Annotated in this window: 13 protein-coding genes; 1 reads left to right on the forward strand and 12 read right to left on the reverse strand. The window is 56.3% G+C overall.

Annotated features, from left to right (window positions below; translation table 11 throughout):
* Positions 1-68: 68 nt before the first annotated feature.
* From GJQ55_RS11895 to GJQ55_RS11945, 11 genes are all read right to left on the reverse strand, one after another.
* Positions 69-1,727 (reverse strand): hypothetical protein, encoded by a 1,659-nt coding sequence (locus tag GJQ55_RS11895; RefSeq protein ID WP_228345182.1) that lies wholly within the window; start codon positions 1,725-1,727, stop codon positions 69-71.
* Between the two features lie 108 nt (positions 1,728-1,835).
* Positions 1,836-3,254 carry an FAD-dependent oxidoreductase gene (locus GJQ55_RS11900; protein WP_228345183.1) on the reverse strand — a complete coding sequence of 473 codons (1,419 nt, stop codon included), beginning with the start codon at positions 3,252-3,254 and terminating at the stop codon, positions 1,836-1,838.
* A gap of 29 nt (positions 3,255-3,283) precedes the next feature.
* On the reverse strand, positions 3,284-7,735 hold the full coding sequence (gltB, locus tag GJQ55_RS11905) for a glutamate synthase large subunit (protein WP_228345184.1): 4,452 nt from the start codon (positions 7,733-7,735) through the stop codon (positions 3,284-3,286).
* 165 nt (positions 7,736-7,900) lie between these two features.
* Positions 7,901-9,409, reverse strand: a complete 1,509-nt coding sequence (locus GJQ55_RS11910) for an AAA family ATPase (protein WP_228345185.1) — start codon at positions 9,407-9,409, stop codon at positions 7,901-7,903.
* 27 nt (positions 9,410-9,436) lie between these two features.
* Positions 9,437-10,537 (reverse strand): 3-dehydroquinate synthase, encoded by a 1,101-nt coding sequence (gene aroB / locus GJQ55_RS11915; protein WP_228345186.1) that lies wholly within the window; start codon positions 10,535-10,537, stop codon positions 9,437-9,439.
* Positions 10,538-10,542: 5 nt separating this feature from the next.
* On the reverse strand, positions 10,543-11,058 hold the full coding sequence (gene aroK / locus GJQ55_RS11920; protein WP_228345187.1) for a shikimate kinase AroK: 516 nt from the start codon (positions 11,056-11,058) through the stop codon (positions 10,543-10,545).
* A 3-nt stretch (positions 11,059-11,061) separates the two neighbouring features.
* Entirely contained in the window at positions 11,062-13,185 is a 2,124-nt protein-coding gene (locus GJQ55_RS11925; RefSeq protein ID WP_228345188.1) for a type IV pilus secretin PilQ, read from the reverse strand.
* A gap of 4 nt (positions 13,186-13,189) precedes the next feature.
* Complete coding sequence (locus GJQ55_RS11930) at positions 13,190-13,723, reverse strand: pilus assembly protein PilP (protein WP_228345189.1); 534 nt, start codon at positions 13,721-13,723, stop codon at positions 13,190-13,192.
* Positions 13,720-14,385, reverse strand: coding sequence for a type IV pilus inner membrane component PilO (locus tag GJQ55_RS11935; protein WP_228345190.1), 666 nt, complete (start codon positions 14,383-14,385; stop codon positions 13,720-13,722). The genes GJQ55_RS11930 and GJQ55_RS11935 overlap by 4 nt, the downstream gene beginning before the upstream one ends.
* Before the next feature lie 3 nt (positions 14,386-14,388).
* Positions 14,389-14,937, reverse strand: coding sequence for a PilN domain-containing protein (locus GJQ55_RS11940; RefSeq protein ID WP_228345191.1), 549 nt, complete (start codon positions 14,935-14,937; stop codon positions 14,389-14,391).
* A complete protein-coding gene (locus tag GJQ55_RS11945) occupies positions 14,924-16,000 on the reverse strand; it encodes a pilus assembly protein PilM (RefSeq protein WP_479266820.1) in 1,077 nt (358 codons plus the stop codon). The genes GJQ55_RS11940 and GJQ55_RS11945 overlap by 14 nt, the downstream gene beginning before the upstream one ends.
* A gap of 162 nt (positions 16,001-16,162) precedes the next feature.
* Here GJQ55_RS11945 and GJQ55_RS11950 point away from each other — a divergent pair, with 162 nt between their 5' ends.
* A complete protein-coding gene (locus GJQ55_RS11950; protein WP_228345192.1) occupies positions 16,163-18,643 on the forward strand; it encodes a penicillin-binding protein 1A in 2,481 nt (826 codons plus the stop codon).
* A 190-nt stretch (positions 18,644-18,833) separates the two neighbouring features.
* On the opposite strand, the gene GJQ55_RS11955 is transcribed toward GJQ55_RS11950, so the two are convergent.
* The gene (locus GJQ55_RS11955; protein ID WP_228345193.1) at positions 18,834-20,237 is read right to left on the reverse strand and encodes an FAD-binding oxidoreductase; all 1,404 of its coding nucleotides are present in this window, start codon (positions 20,235-20,237) and stop codon (positions 18,834-18,836) included.
* Positions 20,238-20,274: the final 37 nt, after the last annotated feature.

Raw genomic sequence — 20,274 nt, forward strand, 5'->3', positions numbered from 1 at the left:
AAAAAGTTGCGCCGATCATAACAAAAAACCCGGCCAATGGCCGGGTTCAGATCAGGACAACTTCAGATTCAGTTCTCGATGGTCAAACTTGCGATGGTTGTACCTGACGACAAGGTTGTATTTGTGAGTTGTACAATTTGCCCCACATCCGCTGCGCTGATGGTAATGGATCCATCGGTTGCGGCTGTACGTGGGTTTCCACCCACCGTCCAGCTGTAATCGGCAGCACCATATGAGGTGACGGTATAGCGGGTTGCCGGGTACAGACGGGGGGCATCAGCAATACGTACACGCCCACCGGCGAGGAAATCGTTATTGGCGGTCGTAATTTCTACGCGGGCTGGAACCTGATCCGGAATCGGAAATAGAACTGGATCAGTATCATTGGCTTCCACATACGCTGAAACATCCAGCTCCGTCGTTAAGCCAAAGTTATATCCAGCAGCCCGGCTGGAAAACAGCAGATTATGCTTACCATCCCGTTCACGCACAGCAAAACGAACCAGATGCTGATTATTATTACGGGAGCGGACACTAATGCTGTTTTGCTGCGCCGCAATCAGCGCTGCGGCAAAGTTATAACCGGAACCATCAATGGTGACTGACGCCAGATCAGTTACCGTTTTTTCGGCACTGTTCCCACCCACATGGACAAAGAACAACGGTTTACCCAGATAGGTTACAGGTGAATCGGCAATGGGACTGGCATCTTCCTCAGCAGGATCATCGCCACCATCACTTTCTGTGTCGGCATCTGTGTCATACACAATCAGTGACTGCCAGTTTAATGCGGCAGTAACCGACTCGGCATTGAACACATTATTGGACGGCATGCCACCGGCACCAATCAATACAACGTTACTGAGGCTGAGCTTACTCATTGCATGATTGCTGGGGTTGAAATCATAACCGTCAAGCAGGTCACCAATCACATCGTTGACCATGTCATATTCTTCGAAAGAATCGGTAGGACTGGTACCGAAATAGCTACCAACCGCGTTCACAATCGCTTCATAAGTGGCAGAACCGCCACCTAACTGATCCCAGCGAGTATTAATGGCTGACGCAGCAGCCGTTTTAGCAGCCGCTGCATCAGAAAAGGTCGCTAAAGGCGTTTCGATCTCATCACCGTAAATCCATACGGTAAATTGCTGAGTGCGGATAACAGAATCGGTACTGCTGATCACGGCATCAAAATACGCATTGACCGCACTGATCAGAGAAGCTTTATTCACCTGCGAGCGTGCCGTGCCACTGGCATCAATGATAACCGCCGTATTCAACTCAACGGGCAAGCCGACAATTTTCTGCAACATGGCGTATTGCTCAAAGCGGTTGATTGCCTGCCCATTCACACTGATATTGAAGTCGTTAATGGAAGCCGTTACCGGCTCTAATGTGCGCGCGCCGACCGGAGCAATCACATAGGCTTTTACCAACGGATCAAACATCAGCCCGGCAAACACTTCTCCATCCACATATCCTTCACCTTGCAGGAAAAAGTTCATGGGGAAATAGGTCACAGAACTCAGATTAACAGGCGTGTCACCGCCACCACCTCCAGTGCCATCATCATTTCCTCCTGTTTCCGGGATAACGGAATCACTGCTGCCACCACAGGCGGCCAATAGAACAGAAAACAGTATGGCGAGGGGAAATTTAAGCCTGAACATGCGCTTGCGCTCCATTTTTGGTATTTCAACCGTATCCGAGTTGCGGGCTAGCATAGCACCGGCCCCGCTACTCAGGCCATAAACAAAAACGCGGCATTCCTGCCGGAATACCGCGTTTTATGCCGTCCGTCACATTCCGGCCCGGTATGCAGGCAGGGCTGTTTATACGTCCAGATAATCCAGAATGCCTTCGGCGGCGTTGCGGCCTTCCCAGATGGCGGTTACCACCAGGTCGGAGCCACGCACCATATCGCCACCGGCAAACACTTTCGGGTTACTGGTCTGGAATTTGAACTCCTGCTCTTCCGGTGCCACCACGCCATCCCAGCTGTTCAGTTCAATACCGAAGTCTTTGAACCAGGGCGCTGGGCTGGGGCGGAAGCCGAAGGCCACCAGCACAGCGTCGGCCGGCAGGATTTCTTCGGAACCCGGAATCACTTCCGGGCGGCGGCGGCCGTTTTCGTCCGGCTCACCCATCTGAGTGGTCACCACTTTCACGCCTTCGACTTTGCCGTTGCCGACAATTTCGACCGGCTGACGGTTAAACAGGAACTCCACACCTTCCTGACGGGCATTCACCACTTCGCGCTTGGAACCCGGCATGTTGGCTTCGTCGCGGCGGTACGCACAGGTCACACTGTCGGCACCCTGACGGATGGAGGTACGGTTACAGTCCATGGCGGTATCACCACCACCCAGCACCACCACTTTTTTACCCGCCATGCTGATAAAGTCCGCCGGGTCTTTTTCAAAACCCAGGTTGTGGTTGACGTTGGCAATCAGAAAATCCAGCGCATCCACCACACCCGACAGGTCTTCACCGGGGAAGCCGCCTTTCATGTAGGTGTAGGTGCCCATGCCCAGGAATACGGCGTCGAATTCTTCGATCAGACTGTGGAAATCGACGTCTTTGCCCACTTCGGTATTCAGGCGGAACTCAATGCCCATGCCTTCAAAGATTTTGCGGCGGTTGGCCATCACACTCTTTTCCAGCTTGAACTCGGGGATACCGAAGGTGAGCAGGCCACCGATTTCCGGGTATTTGTCGAACACCACCGGGGTGACGCCATTGCGCACCAGTACGTCGGCACAGCCCAGACCCGCCGGGCCGGCACCGATGATGGCAACACGTTTACCGGTCGGTACCACTTTCGACATATCCGGCTTCCAGCCCATGGCGAAAGCGGTGTCGGTAATGTACTTCTCAACGTTACCAATGGTGACCGCACCGAAGCCGTCGTTGAGGGTACAGGAACCCTCGCACAGACGATCCTGCGGGCACACCCGACCGCACACTTCCGGCAGGGTGTTGGTTTGGTGGCTCAGTTCCACCGCTTCCAGAATGTTGCCTTCGCTGGCCAGTTTCAGCCAGTTCGGAATAAAGTTGTGAACCGGGCATTTCCATTCGCAGTAAGGGTTACCACAGCCCAGGCAACGGTGTGCCTGCTGGTTCACTTCTTCCTGATTGAACGGCTTATAAATTTCCACAAACTGGCTTTTACGCAGCTTGAGGGGTTTTTTGGCCGGATCTTTCCGGCCCACATCCAGAAACTGGAAGTGATTGTTCAGACGTTGTGCCATCTCGAACCTCTCTCTCTCATCCCGACCGGTTACTCGGGACGAGCACGGGTGTTATTCAGCAATTGTTGTAAATCGGCCGCTTTCGGCTTCACCAGCCAGAACTTGCCAACGTAGCCATCGAAGTCATCCAGTACGGTATGGCCCCAGGCACTGCCAGTGGCGGCGGCAAATTCGTGCAGCATGCCGCGCAGGTGGCTGCGGTAGGCTTCGCTGGTTTCGTTGGAAATGCGGTGAATGGCCACCAGCTCGCTGTTGTATTTGTCGACGAAGCTGTTATCCAGATCCAGCACATAGGCGAAGCCACCGGTCATACCGGCACCGAAGTTGTAGCCGGTTTCACCCAGTACCACGACCACGCCGCCGGTCATGTATTCGCAGCAGTGGTCGCCCGCGCCTTCCACAATGGCGATGGCGCCAGAGTTACGCACGGCAAAACGCTCACCGGCACGGCCCGCCGCCAGCAGTTTGCCGCCGGTGGCGCCGTACAGACAGGTGTTGCCGACAATGGCGGTGTCGTTGGTTTTGAACACCGAACCTTTGGGCGGGTAAATCACCAACTTGCCGCCGGTCATGCCTTTACCCACGTAATCGTTGGCGTCACCTTCCAGCACCATTTCCAGACCACCGGCGTTCCAGACACCGAATGACTGGCCAGCCACTCCGGTCAGTTTCAGGCGTACCGGCTTGGACGACATGCCCTGGTTGCCGTAACGACGGGCGATTTCACCCGACAGACGCGCGCCAATAGAGCGGTCGCAGTTGGTGATGCGGTAGCTGAATTCGCCACCGGCTTTTTGTTCAATGGCCGGCAGAATATCGCGCACCATGGTTTCCGCCAGTGCACCCGCGTCGTAGGGATGGTTGCGCTCAACCTGTACGGTGTGCGGTTTATCCGCCGGAATGTGGTCGTTGGCCAGCAGCGGCATCAGATCGAGGTGCCGCTGCTTATCGGTCAGGCCATCGATCATTTCCAGCAGGTCGGTACGGCCCACCAGCTCTTCCAGCGAGCGCACGCCCAGCTTCGCCATCCACTGCCGGGTTTCTTCGGCAATGAAATGGAACATGTTTTTCACCATGTCGGCGGTGCCGATGTAGTGTTCCTTGCGCAGGTCATCACGCTGAGTGGCCACGCCGGTGGCGCAGTTATTCAGGTGGCAGATACGCAAGTACTTACAACCCACGGCCACCATCGGCAGGGTACCGAAACCGAAGGATTCCGCACCCAGAATGGCGGCTTTCACCACGTCCAGACCGGTTTTCAGACCACCGTCGGTCTGCACCCGCACTTTGCCGCGCAGATCATTGGCGCGCAGCGCCTGATGCGCTTCCGACAGGCCCAGCTCCCACGGCGAGCCCGCATACTTGATGGACGTGATCGGCGACGCCGCGGTACCACCGTCGTAACCGGAAATGGTGATCAGATCGGCGTAGGCCTTCGCCACACCAGCGGCGATGGTGCCCACACCCGGTTCAGAAACCAGTTTCACCGATACCAGCGCCTGCGGGTTTACCTGCTTCAGGTCGAAAATCAGCTGCGCCAGATCTTCGATGGAGTAGATATCGTGGTGCGGCGGCGGTGAAATAAGTGTGACCCCGGGTACTGAATAGCGCAGGGTAGCGATGAGATCGTTTACCTTGCCACCTGGCAGCTGACCACCTTCGCCCGGCTTGGCGCCCTGGGCCACTTTGATCTGCAGCACTTCGGCGCTGGCCAGATAAGCGGGGGTAACGCCGAAGCGACCGGAAGCGATCTGTTTGATTTTGGAGTTACGGTTGGTGCCGTAACGGGCCGGGTCTTCACCCCCCTCACCCGAGTTAGAGCGACCGCCCAGGTCGTTCATGGCCAGCGCCAGCGCTTCGTGCGCTTCCGGCGACAGGGCGCCCAGTGACATGGCCGCGGTGTCGAAACGCGGGAAGAGCTTCTCCACCGGTTCCACGTCGCTGATATCAATCGGCTGAATGTCACTGCGCAGCGCCAGCAAGTCGCGCAGGGTTGCCACCGGACGCTTGTTGACCAGATCAGCGTAGCGGTTGTACGCCTGCTGATCATTGAACTGCACCGCTTCCTGAATGTTTTTGATCACATCCGGGTTGTAGGCGTGGTATTCACCGCCATGGACGTACTTGATCAGACCGCCCTGGTCGAGTTTTTTACGGTTCTTCCAGGCGTTTTTGCGCACCAGTTCCAGGTCGGCCTGGAAGTCGGCAAAGGTCGCCCCGCCAATACGGCTGGGCACGCCTTTAAAGCACAGCTCGACCACTTCTTTGCTCAGACCCACGGCTTCAAACAGCTGCGAACCCCGGTACGAAGCAACGGTGGAAATACCCATTTTCGACATCACTTTCAGCAAGCCTTTGGTGATGGCTTTACGGAAATTATGCTGGGATTTCAGCGGGTCACCCAGCAGTTCACCGCTGCGGTGCAGGTCAGTCAGCACGTCAAACGCCAGCCACGGAAACACCGCAGTGGCACCAAAACCGATTAATACGGCGAACTGATGCGCGTCGCGGGCGGCGCCGGTTTCGACCAGAATGTTGCCGTTGGTGCGCAGGCCGGTTTGCACCAGACGCTGATGCACCGCACCGGTGGCCATTGCAGCCGGAATCAGCAGCTGGTCTTCAGTGACCTCGCGGTCGGACAGAATCACCATCACCACACCATCACGCATCGCCTGTTCGGCGGCATCACAGAGGTTGATGATGGCCTGCTGCAAACCAACAGCCGGAGCAAAGGCCATGGAGAAGGTCTGATGGCGGTAGTCGTCACGGCCAGTGGTTTTCAGGCCGTGGAACTTCAGCGGTGACAGCACCGGTGAGGTCAGAATGATGCGGTTGGCATGATCGGCAGCGGTTTCAAAAACGTTCTTCTCGGCGCCGATGCAGGTTTCCAGCGACATCACAATGGCTTCACGCAGCGGGTCGATCGGCGGGTTAGTCACCTGCGCGAACTGCTGACGGAAGTAATCGGCCATGTGGCGCACACGCAGCGACAGCACCGCCATGGGCGTATCGTCACCCATGGAGCCGGTGGCTTCCTGGCCTTCTTCACCCATCGGCCGCAGCACCTGATCCCGTTCTTCGTTGGTAATCAGTTGCAGCTTCTGGTGCGTATTGAGCAAATCGCCGCTCAGCGGTACGGCATCTTTCACGGTTTCCAGCAACAACTGGCTTTCCATCCGGGTGGCGTGTTCTTTCAGCCACTGACGGTACGGATATTCGGCCTTCAGCGCGTTGTCGATGTCATCGGTATTCAGCAGCTTGCCTTCCTGAGTATCGATGGCCAGCATCTGGCCCGGGCCTACACGACCTTTGGCCACCACGTTTTCCGGCGCGTAGTTGTAGGTACCGATTTCAGAGGCCACGGTAATGAAGTTGTCGTTGGTAATTACCCAACGGGACGGGCGCAGACCGTTACGGTCCAGACCACAGACGGCATAGCGGCCATCGGTAATCACCAGGCCGGCCGGGCCGTCCCAGGCTTCCATGTGCATGGAGTTGTATTCGTAGAAGGCGCGCAGATCCGCGTCCATGGTTTCCACGTTCTGCCAGGCCGGCGGCACCATCATGCGGATGGCGCGGAACAGGTTCATACCGCCCAGGGTCAGCAGCTCGAGCATGTTATCCATGGAGGAGGAGTCAGAGCCGGTGGTGTTCACAATCGGCGCCAGCTCGCTCAGCCCCGGCAGCAGCGGGCTGTTGTATTTCGGGGTGCGGGCATTGGCCCAGCTGCGGTTGCCCTGAATGGTGTTGATTTCACCATTGTGCGCCAGCATGCGGAACGGCTGCGCCAGCGGCCAGCGCGGCATGGTGTTGGTGGAGAAGCGCTGATGGAATACGCAAATAGCGGTTTCCATGCGTTCATCGCCCAGGTCCGGGTAGAAGTTCGGCAGGTCGACCGGCATCATCAGGCCTTTGTACGACACCACCCGCTCAGCCAGACTGGCCACATAAAAACTGGCCTGGCCATCGAGCGCTTTTTCAGCCAGACGGCGGGCGTAGAACAGCTTAACGGCGAACTGAGTTTCGTCCATGTCCGCCGCCGGCGCGACAAACACCTGCTCAAAACGCGGCAGGCTGGACAACGCAATGGGACCCAGGCAGTCATTATTGGTAGGCACTGTGCGCCAGCCGATAACCGGCAAACCCTGAGCGGCAAAGGCCTGCTCAACGGCGTCTTGCTGTTGTTTGAAAACTGTTTCGTTCAGGTCCATGAACAGCATACCCACGGCATAGCGGGCCGGCAGGGTCATGCCTGCTTCGGCCGTGACGGCACGCAGGAAAGAGTCAGGCTTCTGCAGTAACAGACCACAACCGTCACCGGTTTTGCCGTCGGCCGCAATACCGCCGCGGTGGGTCATGCAGGTTAAGGATTCAATAGCCGTTTTCAGCAGTCGGTGACTCGGTTGACCTTGCAGATGGGCCAACAGGCCAAAGCCACAGTTGTCCTTAAACTCGCCGGGAGTGTACAGACCGGTTCTCATAGAACAGTCCTCATGTAAAACGATTGAAATCAAAGACTTAAATAAGCCCACTGCTCAAACTGCTGGCAAATCCAGGGCGCAGAAAGGCTATCCTGCGCCCACCTTCAGTCCGGCTGCAAGCTGCAGCCTGGTAAGAACGTGGTCAGGATAGCGACTAAGACAGAATTAGCGTAATGCCTGCTTTACGGCTGAAATGTCGCGGATCCAGGGTGACTGGTCGCGCAGAGGGCGTGGTAAAGCATTCACAGCGGCTGTAGCTTCGGCCCGGCTGCCATAAACACCGGCCACGACAACGAACCAGGGTTTGTTGTTGTGCCGGGTTTCGTAAAGGTACAGGCTGCCGGTGATTTCGTCTCGCCATTGACGACGAAATTTGTCCGCATTGGCAGCTTCGTAACTGCCAAACAGCTGCACCACAAAGCCGGACGGAATGTCCAGCAGGCGTGAACGGTCATAAACCGGCGCTTTAGCGACGGGGGCGGGAGCAGCAACCGGCGCCGGCTTAACGGCGGCCGTTGCCGCAGCTGGCGCAGCTTCCGGCACATCAGCAGGCGCTACTGCCGGCGGCACCGGAGCTACCGGAGCTACCGGAGCTACCGGAGCGGGGGCCTGCACTGAGGCAGGAAAGTTGTAATCCGGCTGGCTATCGCCGGCAGTCGTGGCCACTTTGTCAGCCACTTCCGCAGCCGGTGCTGCTGGCGGATTATCCAGCGTTAAGACATCCGGCGGTGTCACCTCAGCATCCGGGGCACTATCGGCAGAAAGGGTTTCACCCGGCAACGGCCCGCGCAGGAAATCCACCGGCTCAGACGGCTCAGTAATAATGTCGTCAGCGGGTTCCTGTTGCCGGTACAACAGTGAAACACCTAACGCCGCCAGCAACGCGGCAATGGCAACGATATGCAGCAACGGGAAACGCCCGCCTGCTTTAGGTTCTGCCCGGGCCTGACGCGGGGCGTCGGCCGCTTCTGCGGCAATAAAGTAGTCCCCGGCCTGCATCAGCAGCGCACCGGGCCACCCCTGTGATTGCTGCAGGATAAAGGCGAATTCTTTTTCACTGAGTGGCAACGCCTGCCCGGGGCTGTAAACCCGTTGCAGCAGCTGCTGAGCAGCGGCAGCATTCAATGGCGCCAGAGACTGCACCTGCACCTGAGCCTGTGCAGGCCCGCCACGCAAGGCCTGTTCAAAACCCGGCTGACCAAACAGCACAATACTGATAGCCGGTGGCGCCAGCAGAGCAAAATGCGCAATATCGTTCAGGGTTTCGGTATCCAGCTGCTCAGCCTGATCAATTATCAGCAGCAGGTGGCCGCCCTGTTCAGAGCGCTGCAGCGCTTCACGACTGATCAGCTCACGGGCGGCCGGCAGCTCCTGCGGCAACTGAATTTGCCAGTGGGCAGCTATCTGCTGCAGCAAGGCCGGCATCCCCAGCATGTTATTGGCGGTCAGCAATAAAGCATCATCAGCAGCATGACGGCGCTCGGCCAGCGTTTCCGCCAGCAGGGTTTTACCGCTGCCATCCGGCCCGCTGACCACCACCAGCATATCGCTGTATGCAGCCAGGTGAGCCACCAACTCCAGAGTTTCTTCCTGTACCGGCAACAGCGCTGGCAATTCACGGCCCTGCGGATAACCCTGCGGACCCAAACCGGGTTCAGTGCTGAAATCTGTCATAACGCTTTCTCCTGAGCCTGATGTGTTTCAGGGACAACCGAGCCTGTTACCTGCCTGCAGTGTCTGCAGCAACAGCTCGCGCGGAACCTCTGAGGTAATGCAGGCTTCACCAATGCGCTGCAGCAAAACCAGCCGGATGCGTCCATCCAGCACTTTTTTATCGACCACCATGCGGCTTAAATAATCATCCACCGTCATATCCGCCGGGCCGGTTACCGGCAGGCCGGCCTGTTGCAGCAACGCCCGCAACGCCTCCAGTTCCGGCGCACTGATATTGCCCATGCGCCAGCTCAGATCAGCCGCCTGCAGCATCCCCGCGCCCACGGCCTCACCGTGCAGCCACTGGCCATAGCCCTGGTGGGATTCAATCGCATGACCAAAGGTGTGGCCCAGATTAAGGGTGGCGCGGATGCCGGATTCGGTTTCGTCCTGCGCCACCACTTCGGCTTTATTCTGACAGGAGCGTTCAATGGCATAGGCCAGTGCCCGCGGGTCGCGTGCCATCAACGCCGCCATATTGTCCTGCAGCCAGCGGTAAAAGGGTTCATCGCAGATCAGGCCATATTTGATCACTTCGGCGATACCGGCCGACAGTTCACGCTCCGGCAAGGTATTCAGGGTTTCGGTGTCCGCCAGTACGCACTGCGGCTGATGAAAGGCACCGATCATGTTTTTACCGAGGCGGTGATTGACCCCGGTTTTACCGCCCACAGAGGAATCCACCTGCGATAACAGGGTGGTCGGCACCTGAATAAAGTTCACGCCGCGCTGATAAGACGCCGCCGCGTAGCCGCACATATCACCAATAACACCGCCACCCAGCGCCAGCAGCGTGGTGGTGCGGTTATGGCGCTTTTCCAGCAGGGCATCGTAAATAAGATTCAGGGTATCGAGGTTTTTGAAGGCTTCGCCATCGGGCAGGATCACTTCGTCGACCTGCAGCCCCGAGGTTTGTTGCAGGGCCGTTTTTACCCGCTGCAAATATAAAGGGGCAACGGTTTCGTTGGTGACAATCAGGACCTGACGGCCCTTGATGTGCGGGGTATAAAGCTCGGCACGATCCAGCAGGCCGGTACCGATATAAATCGGATAGCTGCGATCGCCCAGATCAACCGTAAGGGTATGCATGGATATCAGCCTTTAATAAGCCGTTTTAATTCGTGGACCACCCAACGCGGATTGCGCTGGTCGGTTTCAATAATAATGTCTGCCACTTCCCGGTACAGCGGGTCGCGCTTGCTGAACAGCTCGCGCAGCACCGCTTCCGGGTTGGCGGTTTGCAGTAACGGACGGTTTTTATCTTTGGCCGTACGGGCCAGCTGTTGTTCTACCGAGGTACACAGGTAGACCACGGTACCGCGGGCACTGAGATGACGACGATTGGCTTCGCGCATGATTACGCCGCCACCGGTGGCCAGCACAATACCGCCCATGCCGGTCAGCTCATCAATCACCTGCTCTTCACGCTCGCGAAAGCCAGCCTCCCCTTCCATATCAAAAATCCAGGGAATATTGGCGCCACAGCGCTCTTCGATCACCTTATCGGAATCGTAGAAGTCGAGTTTCAGTTCGGCAGAAAGCAGGCGGCCAATGGTGCTTTTACCAGCGCCCATTGGCCCAACCAGAAAGACAGAAGGTGCTCGCATCATAAATCAGCGGTTCGTGAGCGAGTCCTTCACCAGTCGTGGAGTGATAAACACCAGCAGTTCGCTCTTGTCATCAGCACGGTTGGTGTAACGGAACAATGCACCGATCAGTGGCAGATCACCGAAGAACGGCGTCTTGCTGATGGAAACAATTTCTTCCGAACGGAAAATACCACCCAGCACCACGGTTTCGCCATTATCGACCAGTACCTGCGTCTGTACCGAGTTGGTATTGATGCTGGGGCCGGCAGCGGTCAGCTCACCGACGGAATCCTGGTTGATGACCAGATCCATGATGATGCGGTCATCCGGGGTGATTTGCGGGGTTACTTCCAGCTTCAGCACGGCCGATTTGAACGACACGCTGGTGGCACCGCTGGAACTGGCTTCCTGATACGGAATTTCCGTACCCGATTCAATGGAAGCGGTCTGGCCATCGGCGGTAATCACCCGCGGCTGCGACACAATTTCAGCACGGCCGTCGGTTTCAATGGCGGCTAATTCCAGATCCAGCAGGTAATCAGCGGTCTGATAACCAATGGCGAAAGTCGACGCAGAGGCATTGGTTACGCCGAAATCAACCATATTGGCCGCACCAATATCAATGGCGGAAGAACCAGCAGCACTTCCTGATGCACGATCGAACAGAATCTGATTGCCTTCGGTCAGCGTCTGCTGGCTGCCGCCGATAGTGGTCCAGTTGCTGCCGTTGTTTTTATAACCAGCACCGCCCCATTTAACGCCCATCTCTTCACCCACACTGGTGCTGGCGACCACGATACGGGCTTCGATCAGTACCTGGCGCACCGGTACGTCCAGCATCATCAGTGCTTCGCGGACTTTCTCCAGGTTTTTGGCGGTGTCTTTCATCAGCAGCGTGTTGGTACGCTCATCAACGACCGCGGAGCCGCGCTCAGACAACAGGCCTTTTTCTGAGGTCAGCAGGTTCACCAGCACACTGGCTTTGGCGTATTTCAACTGCATGTATTCAGTGACCAGCGGAGCCAGTTCGTCGACCTGACGCACAGCTTCCAGCTCGATTTTTTCCCGCGCGGCAATTTCTTCCGCCGGTGCAATCAGCAGAACCGAGCCCATCTGGCGCTTGCCCAGACCTTTGGTTTTCAGCACCAGATCCAGCGCCTGATCCCAGGGTACATTCTGCAGACGCAGGGTAATGCTGCCCTGCACGGTATCGGACGCCACCAGGTTCATGCCGGTGAAATCAGCAATCAGCTGCAGTACGGCGCGCACTTCGATGTTCTGGAAGTTCAGCGACAGCTTTTCGCCGGTGAACGGGAACATCTGCTTTTTGCGGTCTTCTTTTTGTTCCGGCGGCAACACAGAGACGTTGATCGACAGCAGACGATCGGTCTGGTAGGCCAGATATTCAAATTCATCACCATTCGGCTCAATCACAATGCGGGTACCACGACCTTCAGCGCGGGCATCGACAAAGCGGACCGGGGTGGAAAAATCGGTGACATCCAGACGACGGCTGAGGTTATCCGGCAGGCGGACGTTATCCAGCTCGGCAATAATCTTGGTGCCTTCACGACGGATATTGGCAGCGGCACGATCATCGCTGAGCATAATCTGCACCTGGCCTTCACCTTGCTGACCACGGCGGAAATCGACATTCACGACACGCATATCACGGGCTGAAGATGCGGCAGCAACCGGGGTCTGAGCGCTGCCGGCCGGGGCAGCAGGTTGGGCGGCAAACACTTTATCGCTTTCGGTCTGGCCAATACGCAGCAGCACAGCATTACCTTCAACGCGGGTGGTGTAACCCACCGCCCGGGTCAGATTAAACACAATGCGGGAACGATCTTTGGTTGCCACCACCACCGCGCTGCGGGCATTGCCGGAGCCGATTTCATGGCGACGGGTTTTCAGACCATTGTCAGTAGCAGGTAAGTCGATAGCGATCCGGGCCGGCTGTTCAATGGTGTAGCCACTGATGGCGGGCGGTGTGCCGTCAAAATCGAGTCGCACCTCCGTGACATCACCGGGCAACGCCGAGAAGGTCATATCCGTCAGGGTCAGAGCCGAGGCATTAGCCGCCAGCATCGTCAGCAGCAGGACCGGCACTGACTTAATTGCCACACGTACGCGCTTAACCATGTTCATATAATTATTCTCCACCCAGTCCATCCAGAGCCAGTGTACGCGGGCGCTCAATCCAGCCCCCCAGTCCGTTCGGCACAATTTCGATTAAATTAATTCTTTGCTCGTTAACCGCCACGATCCGGCCATGGTTCTGGCCCATGTAGTACCCTTCCCGTACGCGTACCACACTGCCGTTGCCATCTTTGATCAATACCCACAGCACACCATCGACACCTTTCAGGGTGCCCACCATGCTGAGTGAACCAAACGGGAACTGTTCAAGGTGTTCGCGCGGACGGTCTGTATCCGGACTGACATTATCCGTTGTGGATACCACCATTTCCGCATCGTCCAGCACCGGTAATTCAAAGGGTGAACGCATGCCGGCGGCACTATAACTGAAAAATTCGTAGGGCTTAAAGACCGGTATCGGCTCAATACGGCCACGGGGACGATTCTGGGTATCTTCCATAAACTTGCGCAGGTCAGCCGTGTCGGAGTTTCCGCCACAACCCACTAAAGCGAGTGCCAAAACAGGCAACAGCAGCAGTCGGATCATTTCTTCTTACCTCCGCGGGCTGGTGCCGGTTCATCACCACTGTACTGGTAAGTTTTGGCAAGAATCTTCATTTTCAGACCACCTTCTTTACCCACACCGTCGATGGCGAAATCATGCAGGGTAACGATACGTGGCAATGAGGCCACTGAAGAGACGAACGCGCCCATTTCGTGATAGCCGCCCACCACTTCGATATTAATCGGCAGCTCCATATAGAACTCGGTACGGGTCATTTTTTGCGGGTCAATGGTATTCAGCTGCAACCCAGCGCTGAGAGCAGCGGCGCTGATGTCATCAATCAGACCCGGTACTTCGGTATCGCGCGGCAACTGCTTCAGCAGCGAACCAAAGCCTTCTTCCATTTCCGCCAGCTGGGCTTTGTAAGCATCCAGATTCGCGACCCGGAAGGCCTTATTTTCATAATCTTTTTTCAGCGTTATTTCGCGCTGCTCAGCACTGGTCAGGGTGCTCATCTGATCAGCAATTAACGCAAAATAACCACCAGCTAATACCGCGACAAAAATCAGTACGCAAAAAATAATTTTGCCTGGCAAGGGCCATGAGCCCATATTTTCCCAGTCAATATTATTCAGGTCATCCAGCTGAAGCTCATTCAGCCTGGCCATCATGGCCTTCACATCGGGCTTATTCTGTTCGGCCATTTCTTATTCCTCTGCCGCCTTTGGCTGAACGCGTTTCATGGTAATTTCAAACTCGTTCACAGCTTCGCCTTTCGCCTGTACGCGGATCAGTGACGGCTCTGCAAACCAGTCCGACTGATCAAAATTACGCATCAGCGCCGCGACCCGGTTGTTGGACTTAGACACACCCTTGATATTGACATCAGTGCCCTTGACGGTAACGGCACTGAAATACAGATCTTCCGGCACGGCCCGTACCATTTCATCAAACACGCGCACAATAATGGGGCGGTTGCCCTGCAGCGCCTGAATCAGCTCCATACGCTCAATCAACTGCTGACGGGTTTCCCGCAGCGCACTGATTTCGGCAATTTTGGCATCCAGCACTTTGGTTTCGGTGGTAATAAAATTATTGCGGCGGTTCTGGTTATCAATGGCATCGCTGTAATAGCCGTTCACTGAGAACACAATAAAACCAGCCGCCAGCACGACCAGGCCAATAACACCATAAAATTCCTGCTGGCGTTTCTGGCGGCGCTCGGCGCGCCACGGCAGAAGGTTAATATTTGCCATTATCAAAACTCCTCATAGCCAGACCACAGGCAATCATCAGTGATGGTGCGTCACTGTTGAGCAGATTCGGGTTTACCTTCTGCGATAACGTCATATTGACGAAAGGATTGGCCACAATGGTAGCAATACCCATGGCATCCTGAACCTGATCGGCCAGATGGGGAATGGAAGCGGTACCGCCCGCCAGAATGATGTAATCCACATCATTGAACTGACTGGAGGAATAAAAGAACTGCAGCGAGCGACTGACCTGCTGCACCACCGCACGACGGAAAGGCTCCAGCACTTCCGTTTCATAATCGTCCGGCAAGCCCCCTTCGAGCTTGGCGCGGCTGGCCTCCTCTTCGCTGAGACCATAGCGGCGCATAATATCTTCGGTCAGCTGACGACCGCCGAATAACTGCTCGCGGGTATAAATAGATTTGCCTTCATGCAGAATGCTGAGAGTGGTCATGGTCGCGCCGACATCAATAATGGCGACGGTATCGATATCGTCGCCATCCATCTGGCCTTGCAGCAAAGAAAAGGCGCGTTCCGTACAGAACGCTTCGACATCAACAACACCGGCTTCAAGATTGGCGTATTCGACCGCATCTTTACGCCGCTCAACCGTCTCAGAACGGCAGGCCGCCAGCAGCACATCTACCATATCGTTACCACCGGCAGACGGCCCCTGTACTTCCCAGTCCAGCGCCACTTCTTCCAGCGGATAAGGAATATACTGATCCGCTTCAGCGCGGATCTGGAAATCCATCTCGTCATCGCTGAGCTTGCCATTCATCTGCACCGTTTTGGTAATAACGGCAGAGCCGGCAACCGCAATGGCAGCACGACGGGCACCGGCACGGGAACGGGTCAAGGCACGCTTGATCGCTTCACCAACGGCTTCGTCATTATTAATGCTTTGTTCAACAATGGCATTAGGCGGCAGAGATTCGCACGCATAGGCTTCAACCTGATATCTTCCATTATTGTGACTCAGTTCAAGAATCTTAACCGATGTCGAACTGATATCGACCCCCAGCAAGGCCTTGCTCTTCTTCTTAAACAGGTTGGCCAGCACGACAAATCCCCTTGAAAATCGCGAACTTGCGCACGCAAGCTCACTCAGTTCCTATATAGTCGAAGTCATTATAAGCACATTCCTATTAAAAGAACAAAAAAGCCTTATAATGCCGCAACCCGCATATTCACTGGCTTTCTGAGGCATCTGGCAATCTTTTTTATGACTGTTCTTAAACCCCTTCTGCGCTTTTTGGCCTGGTTTATCCTGTCTGCTGTTTCCGCAGTGGGTATTGCCGCCTGCGGCATCTATATTTATCTCGCCCCCGAGCTTCCCGACCCGGATGAATTACGTCGTATTGAATTACAAACCCCGCTGCGGGTTTACAGCGCCGACGGTAAGCTGATCAGCGAATTTGGCGAAAAACGCCGTAACCCACTCAGCTATGCGGAAATCCCGCCCAGCTTTATCAATGCGCTGCTGGCCTCAGAAGATGACGGCTTCTTTGAACATATTGGTATTGATTTCAAAGGCCTGGCCCGCGCGGCCATCGAGCTGATCCGGACCGGCGAGAAACGCTCCGGCGGCAGCACCATTACCATGCAGGTCGCCAAGAACTATTACCTCAGCTCAGAAAAAACCTTCACCCGTAAATTCACAGAAATCATGCTGGCGCTGGAGATTGAACAATATCTCAGCAAGCAGGAAATTCTGGAGCTGTATATTAATAAGATCTATCTGGGTAAACGCGCTTATGGCATCGAAGCTGCCGCTCAGGTGTATTACGGCAAAAGCATCCATGAACTGAATCTGGCCCAGATTGCCATGATTGCCGGCCTGCCGCAGGCGCCCTCAGCCGCTAACCCGATCAACAACCCACGTCGCGCCATTGATCGCCGCAACTACGTACTGGCCCGTATGCTGACCCTGAACATGATCAGCCAGGAAGAGTTCGACCAGGCGGCCCGGGCGCCGGTTACCGCCCGCTACCACGGCCCAACCTCGGAAATCATCGCCCCCTATGTTGCGGAAATGGTACGTCGTGAAATGGTGGCCCAGTACGGTGACGCGGCCTACACCGCCGGTTTCCGCGTCTATACCACCGTCGACTCCACCAGCCAGACGGCTGCCAACCGCGCGTTGCAAAGTGGCCTGCTGAAATACGACCGCGATCATGGATGGCGCACCCCAAAGCCCATGGCAACGTTACAGACACTGGCGGTTACCGACACACCGGAACTTGCAGAATGGCTGAAAAAAGCCGATGCACGCTATGACATCGACTGGCCGGCCACCCTCGAAGAATGGAACAGCCGCTTACTGGCCCGTGATGACATGGGGTTAATTGCACCGGCCATTGTTACCCGGGTAATGCCCGAAGGTGCCTGGGTGCTGCAACAAAATGGCGAGCGTTGGCTGCCATTCAGCGCCATGCTGTGGGCCAAGCCCTATATCAACGTCAACGTCATTGGTGCTGAACCCGCCAGTCCGGCCGATGTATTACAGCCGGGCATGGAAATCTGGATTGAAGAAACCAGCGCCGGCCCGCTGCTGGCACAATTGCCAGAGGCCGAAGGTTCACTGGTGTCATTGCGCCCGGCCGATGGCGCCATTCAGGCACTGGTGGGTGGCTTTTCCCCCACCAGCAATCAGTTTAACCGTGCCATTCAGGCTGACCGCCAGCCCGGCTCCGCCTTCAAGCCCTTTATTTACAGCGCCGCACTGGCGCACGGCTTTACTCCGGCCAGCATCATTAATGATGCCCCGGTAGTCTTTGAAGACGCTGGCCTGGAAGCCACCTGGCGGCCGGAAAACAACAGCGGCAAATTCTATGGCCCCACCCGCCTGCGTGAAGCGCTGTACCGCTCGCAGAACCTGGTATCCATCCGCATTCTGAACCAGGTCGGCCCCCACCGGGCCATCCGCTATATCGAACCCTTTGGTTTCCCGCGCCATAAGCTGAATGCCGACCTGTCACTCTCCCTGGGCGCCTCGGCCGTTACCTCCATGGAGCTGGCCACCGGCTATGCCGTGCTGGCGAACGGTGGTTTCGCTGTTACCCCTTATCTGATTGACCGTATCGAAGACGACAACGGCCAGCTGCTGTACCAGGCCAGGCCCGCCGTGGCTTGCCGCAACTGCCCCGAACCGGTAACAGACCCGAAAACCGGCGAACCAGATGCCAATGCAGCCATCCACGCGCCCAGAGTGATGGATGAACGCGTTCACTATCTGATGATCAGCATGCTGAAAGATGTGGTGACCCGCGGCACCGGGCAGCGGGCGCTGGTGCTGAACCGCGACGACCTGGCCGGCAAAACCGGCACCACCAACGACCAGAAAGATGCCTGGTTCGCCGGCTTCAGCCCGGATCTGGTCGCCACGGTCTGGGTGGGTTTCGATCAGCCGGTCACTCTGGGACGCTGGGCCTTCGGCAGCAATACTGCTCTGCCTATCTGGGTCGATTATATGGGGACGGCGCTTGCCGATAAGCCACCCCGCCCCTACGAGCAACCGGATGGTATTGTCAGCGTCCGCATTGACCCGGTGACCGGATTACTGGCAGCACCGGGTCAACCGGATGCAATTTTTGAGTACTTCCGCGAAGAGGATGTGCCGAAAGAACTGGCACGTCCGGCCCGCCAGCCGGATAACGAAGGACAACCGGCCGCACCCGAAATGATTCCGGAGCAGTTGTTTTAGAACGCCTGCCGTTCAGGGTTGGGCGTTAAGGGTTCTGCGTGCTCCGCGTAAAATTGCAAGGCACGCTGGACGCTGGACGCTGGACGATTTTTGGCGTCTCCCGTCAAGCGCAGCGAGCGTTTTTTTGCTTCAAGCCTCAAGCCTCAAGCCTCAAGCTTCAGACTCCAGGCGCAGCGAGCGTCCGGCCTGCTTACATATCCACCAGCTTGCCCGGGTTCATCACATTGTTCGGATCGAACACCGCTTTCACCGCTTTCATATAGGCAATTTCTGCCTCAGAACGGGTGTACGGCAGGTAGGCTTTTTTGGTCATCCCCACACCATGCTCGGCGGAAATAGAACCGTCATATTTCTGCACGATTTCCATCACCCACTTGCTCACCTTATTGCAGCGTGGGAAGAATTCTTCCTTCGGCAGCGCATCCGGCTTAAGAATGTTCAGGTGCAGGTTGCCATCACCGATATGACCAAACCAGATGATCTCGAAATCCGGATATTCACGGGTGACGACTTCGTCAATTTCGCGCAGGAACGGCGGCACTTTGGAAACCACCACAGAGATGTCGTTTTTATACGGCGTCCACTGCGCGATGGTTTCAGAAATGTCTTCACGCAGACGCCACAGATTGGCCGCCTGAGTTTCGCTCTGGCTGATTACACCATCCACTACCCAGCCATTTTCCACGCACTGCTCGAACAGACTCATGGACAGATCCATATCAGCATCGGTAATGGCTTCAAATTCGATCAGGGCATAGAAGTCGGCGTTGCTTTCGAACGGCGCCGGCACATCGCCACGGGCCAGTACCTTGCTCATGGCTTTGTCAGAGAAGAATTCAAACGCGGTCAGATCCATGCTGGACTGGAATTGGTTCAGCACTTTCATTACGTCATCCAGTTCCGGAATCGCCAGCACCAGCACGGTGAGGTTTTTCGGCGGACGGGTTAAGCGCATGGTGGCTTCGGTAACAAAACCCAGGGTTCCTTCGCCGCCGATAAACAACTGACGCAGGTCGTAGCCGGTGTTGTTTTTCAGCAGGTCTTTGTTCAATTGCAGAATATCGCCCTTGCCGGTCACCACGGTTAAGCCCGCCACCCAATCACGGGTCATGCCCCAGCGGATCACTTTAATGCCACCGGCGTTGGTGCCGATGTTGCCGCCGATCTGACTGGAACCTGCAGACGCGAAATCCACCGGGTAGAACAACCCCTGCTCTTCAGCGTAGGTCTGCAGTTGTTCGGTAATCACACCAGCGCCGCACTTAACGGTACGATCAACGGCGTTAAATTCCGCAATCTGATTCATGTAATCAAAGGCGACCACCACTTCACCGTTGGCGGCCACGGCACCGGCACTCAGGCCGGTACGACCACCGGACGGCACCAGCTGCAGGCCGCACTCATTAGCCAGCAGCACAATGTCACGCACCTGTTCGGTGGTTTTCGGGAACACAATGGCGCTCGGCTTCGGCTCGTACACCTTGGTCCAGTCTTTGCCGAAGGTTTGCAGGGAATCCGCATCGGTACGGACTTTGTCGCTACCGACAATGGCAGACAGGCGTTCGATCAGGGCGTCTTGGGTCAGGGCAGTCATGGGAATCCCGCTCAGAATGAATGCTTTTCACCTCAAA

The sequence above is a fragment of the Venatoribacter cucullus genome (assembly GCF_016132445.1).
Lineage (GTDB): Bacteria > Pseudomonadota > Gammaproteobacteria > Pseudomonadales > Oceanobacteraceae > Venatoribacter > Venatoribacter cucullus.

What these genes read in the sequence shown, in the direction of transcription:
- aroK (WP_228345187.1), bottom strand. Translation starts at nt 11,058, where the DNA reads ATGATGCGAGCACCTTCTGTCTTTCTGGTTGGGCCAATGGGCGCTGGT.
- gltB (WP_228345184.1), bottom strand. Translation starts at nt 7,735, where the DNA reads ATGAGAACCGGTCTGTACACTCCCGGCGAGTTTAAGGACAACTGTGGC.
- GJQ55_RS11910 (WP_228345185.1), bottom strand. Translation starts at nt 9,409, where the DNA reads ATGACAGATTTCAGCACTGAACCCGGTTTGGGTCCGCAGGGTTATCCG.
- GJQ55_RS11955 (WP_228345193.1), bottom strand. Translation starts at nt 20,237, where the DNA reads ATGACTGCCCTGACCCAAGACGCCCTGATCGAACGCCTGTCTGCCATT.
- GJQ55_RS11950 (WP_228345192.1), top strand. Translation starts at nt 16,163, where the DNA reads ATGACTGTTCTTAAACCCCTTCTGCGCTTTTTGGCCTGGTTTATCCTG.
- GJQ55_RS11930 (WP_228345189.1), bottom strand. Translation starts at nt 13,723, where the DNA reads ATGATCCGACTGCTGCTGTTGCCTGTTTTGGCACTCGCTTTAGTGGGT.
- GJQ55_RS11900 (WP_228345183.1), bottom strand. Translation starts at nt 3,254, where the DNA reads ATGGCACAACGTCTGAACAATCACTTCCAGTTTCTGGATGTGGGCCGG.
- GJQ55_RS11895 (WP_228345182.1), bottom strand. Translation starts at nt 1,727, where the DNA reads ATGCTAGCCCGCAACTCGGATACGGTTGAAATACCAAAAATGGAGCGC.
- GJQ55_RS11940 (WP_228345191.1), bottom strand. Translation starts at nt 14,937, where the DNA reads ATGGCAAATATTAACCTTCTGCCGTGGCGCGCCGAGCGCCGCCAGAAA.
- GJQ55_RS11935 (WP_228345190.1), bottom strand. Translation starts at nt 14,385, where the DNA reads ATGGCCGAACAGAATAAGCCCGATGTGAAGGCCATGATGGCCAGGCTG.
- aroB (WP_228345186.1), bottom strand. Translation starts at nt 10,537, where the DNA reads ATGCATACCCTTACGGTTGATCTGGGCGATCGCAGCTATCCGATTTAT.
- GJQ55_RS11925 (WP_228345188.1), bottom strand. Translation starts at nt 13,185, where the DNA reads ATGAACATGGTTAAGCGCGTACGTGTGGCAATTAAGTCAGTGCCGGTC.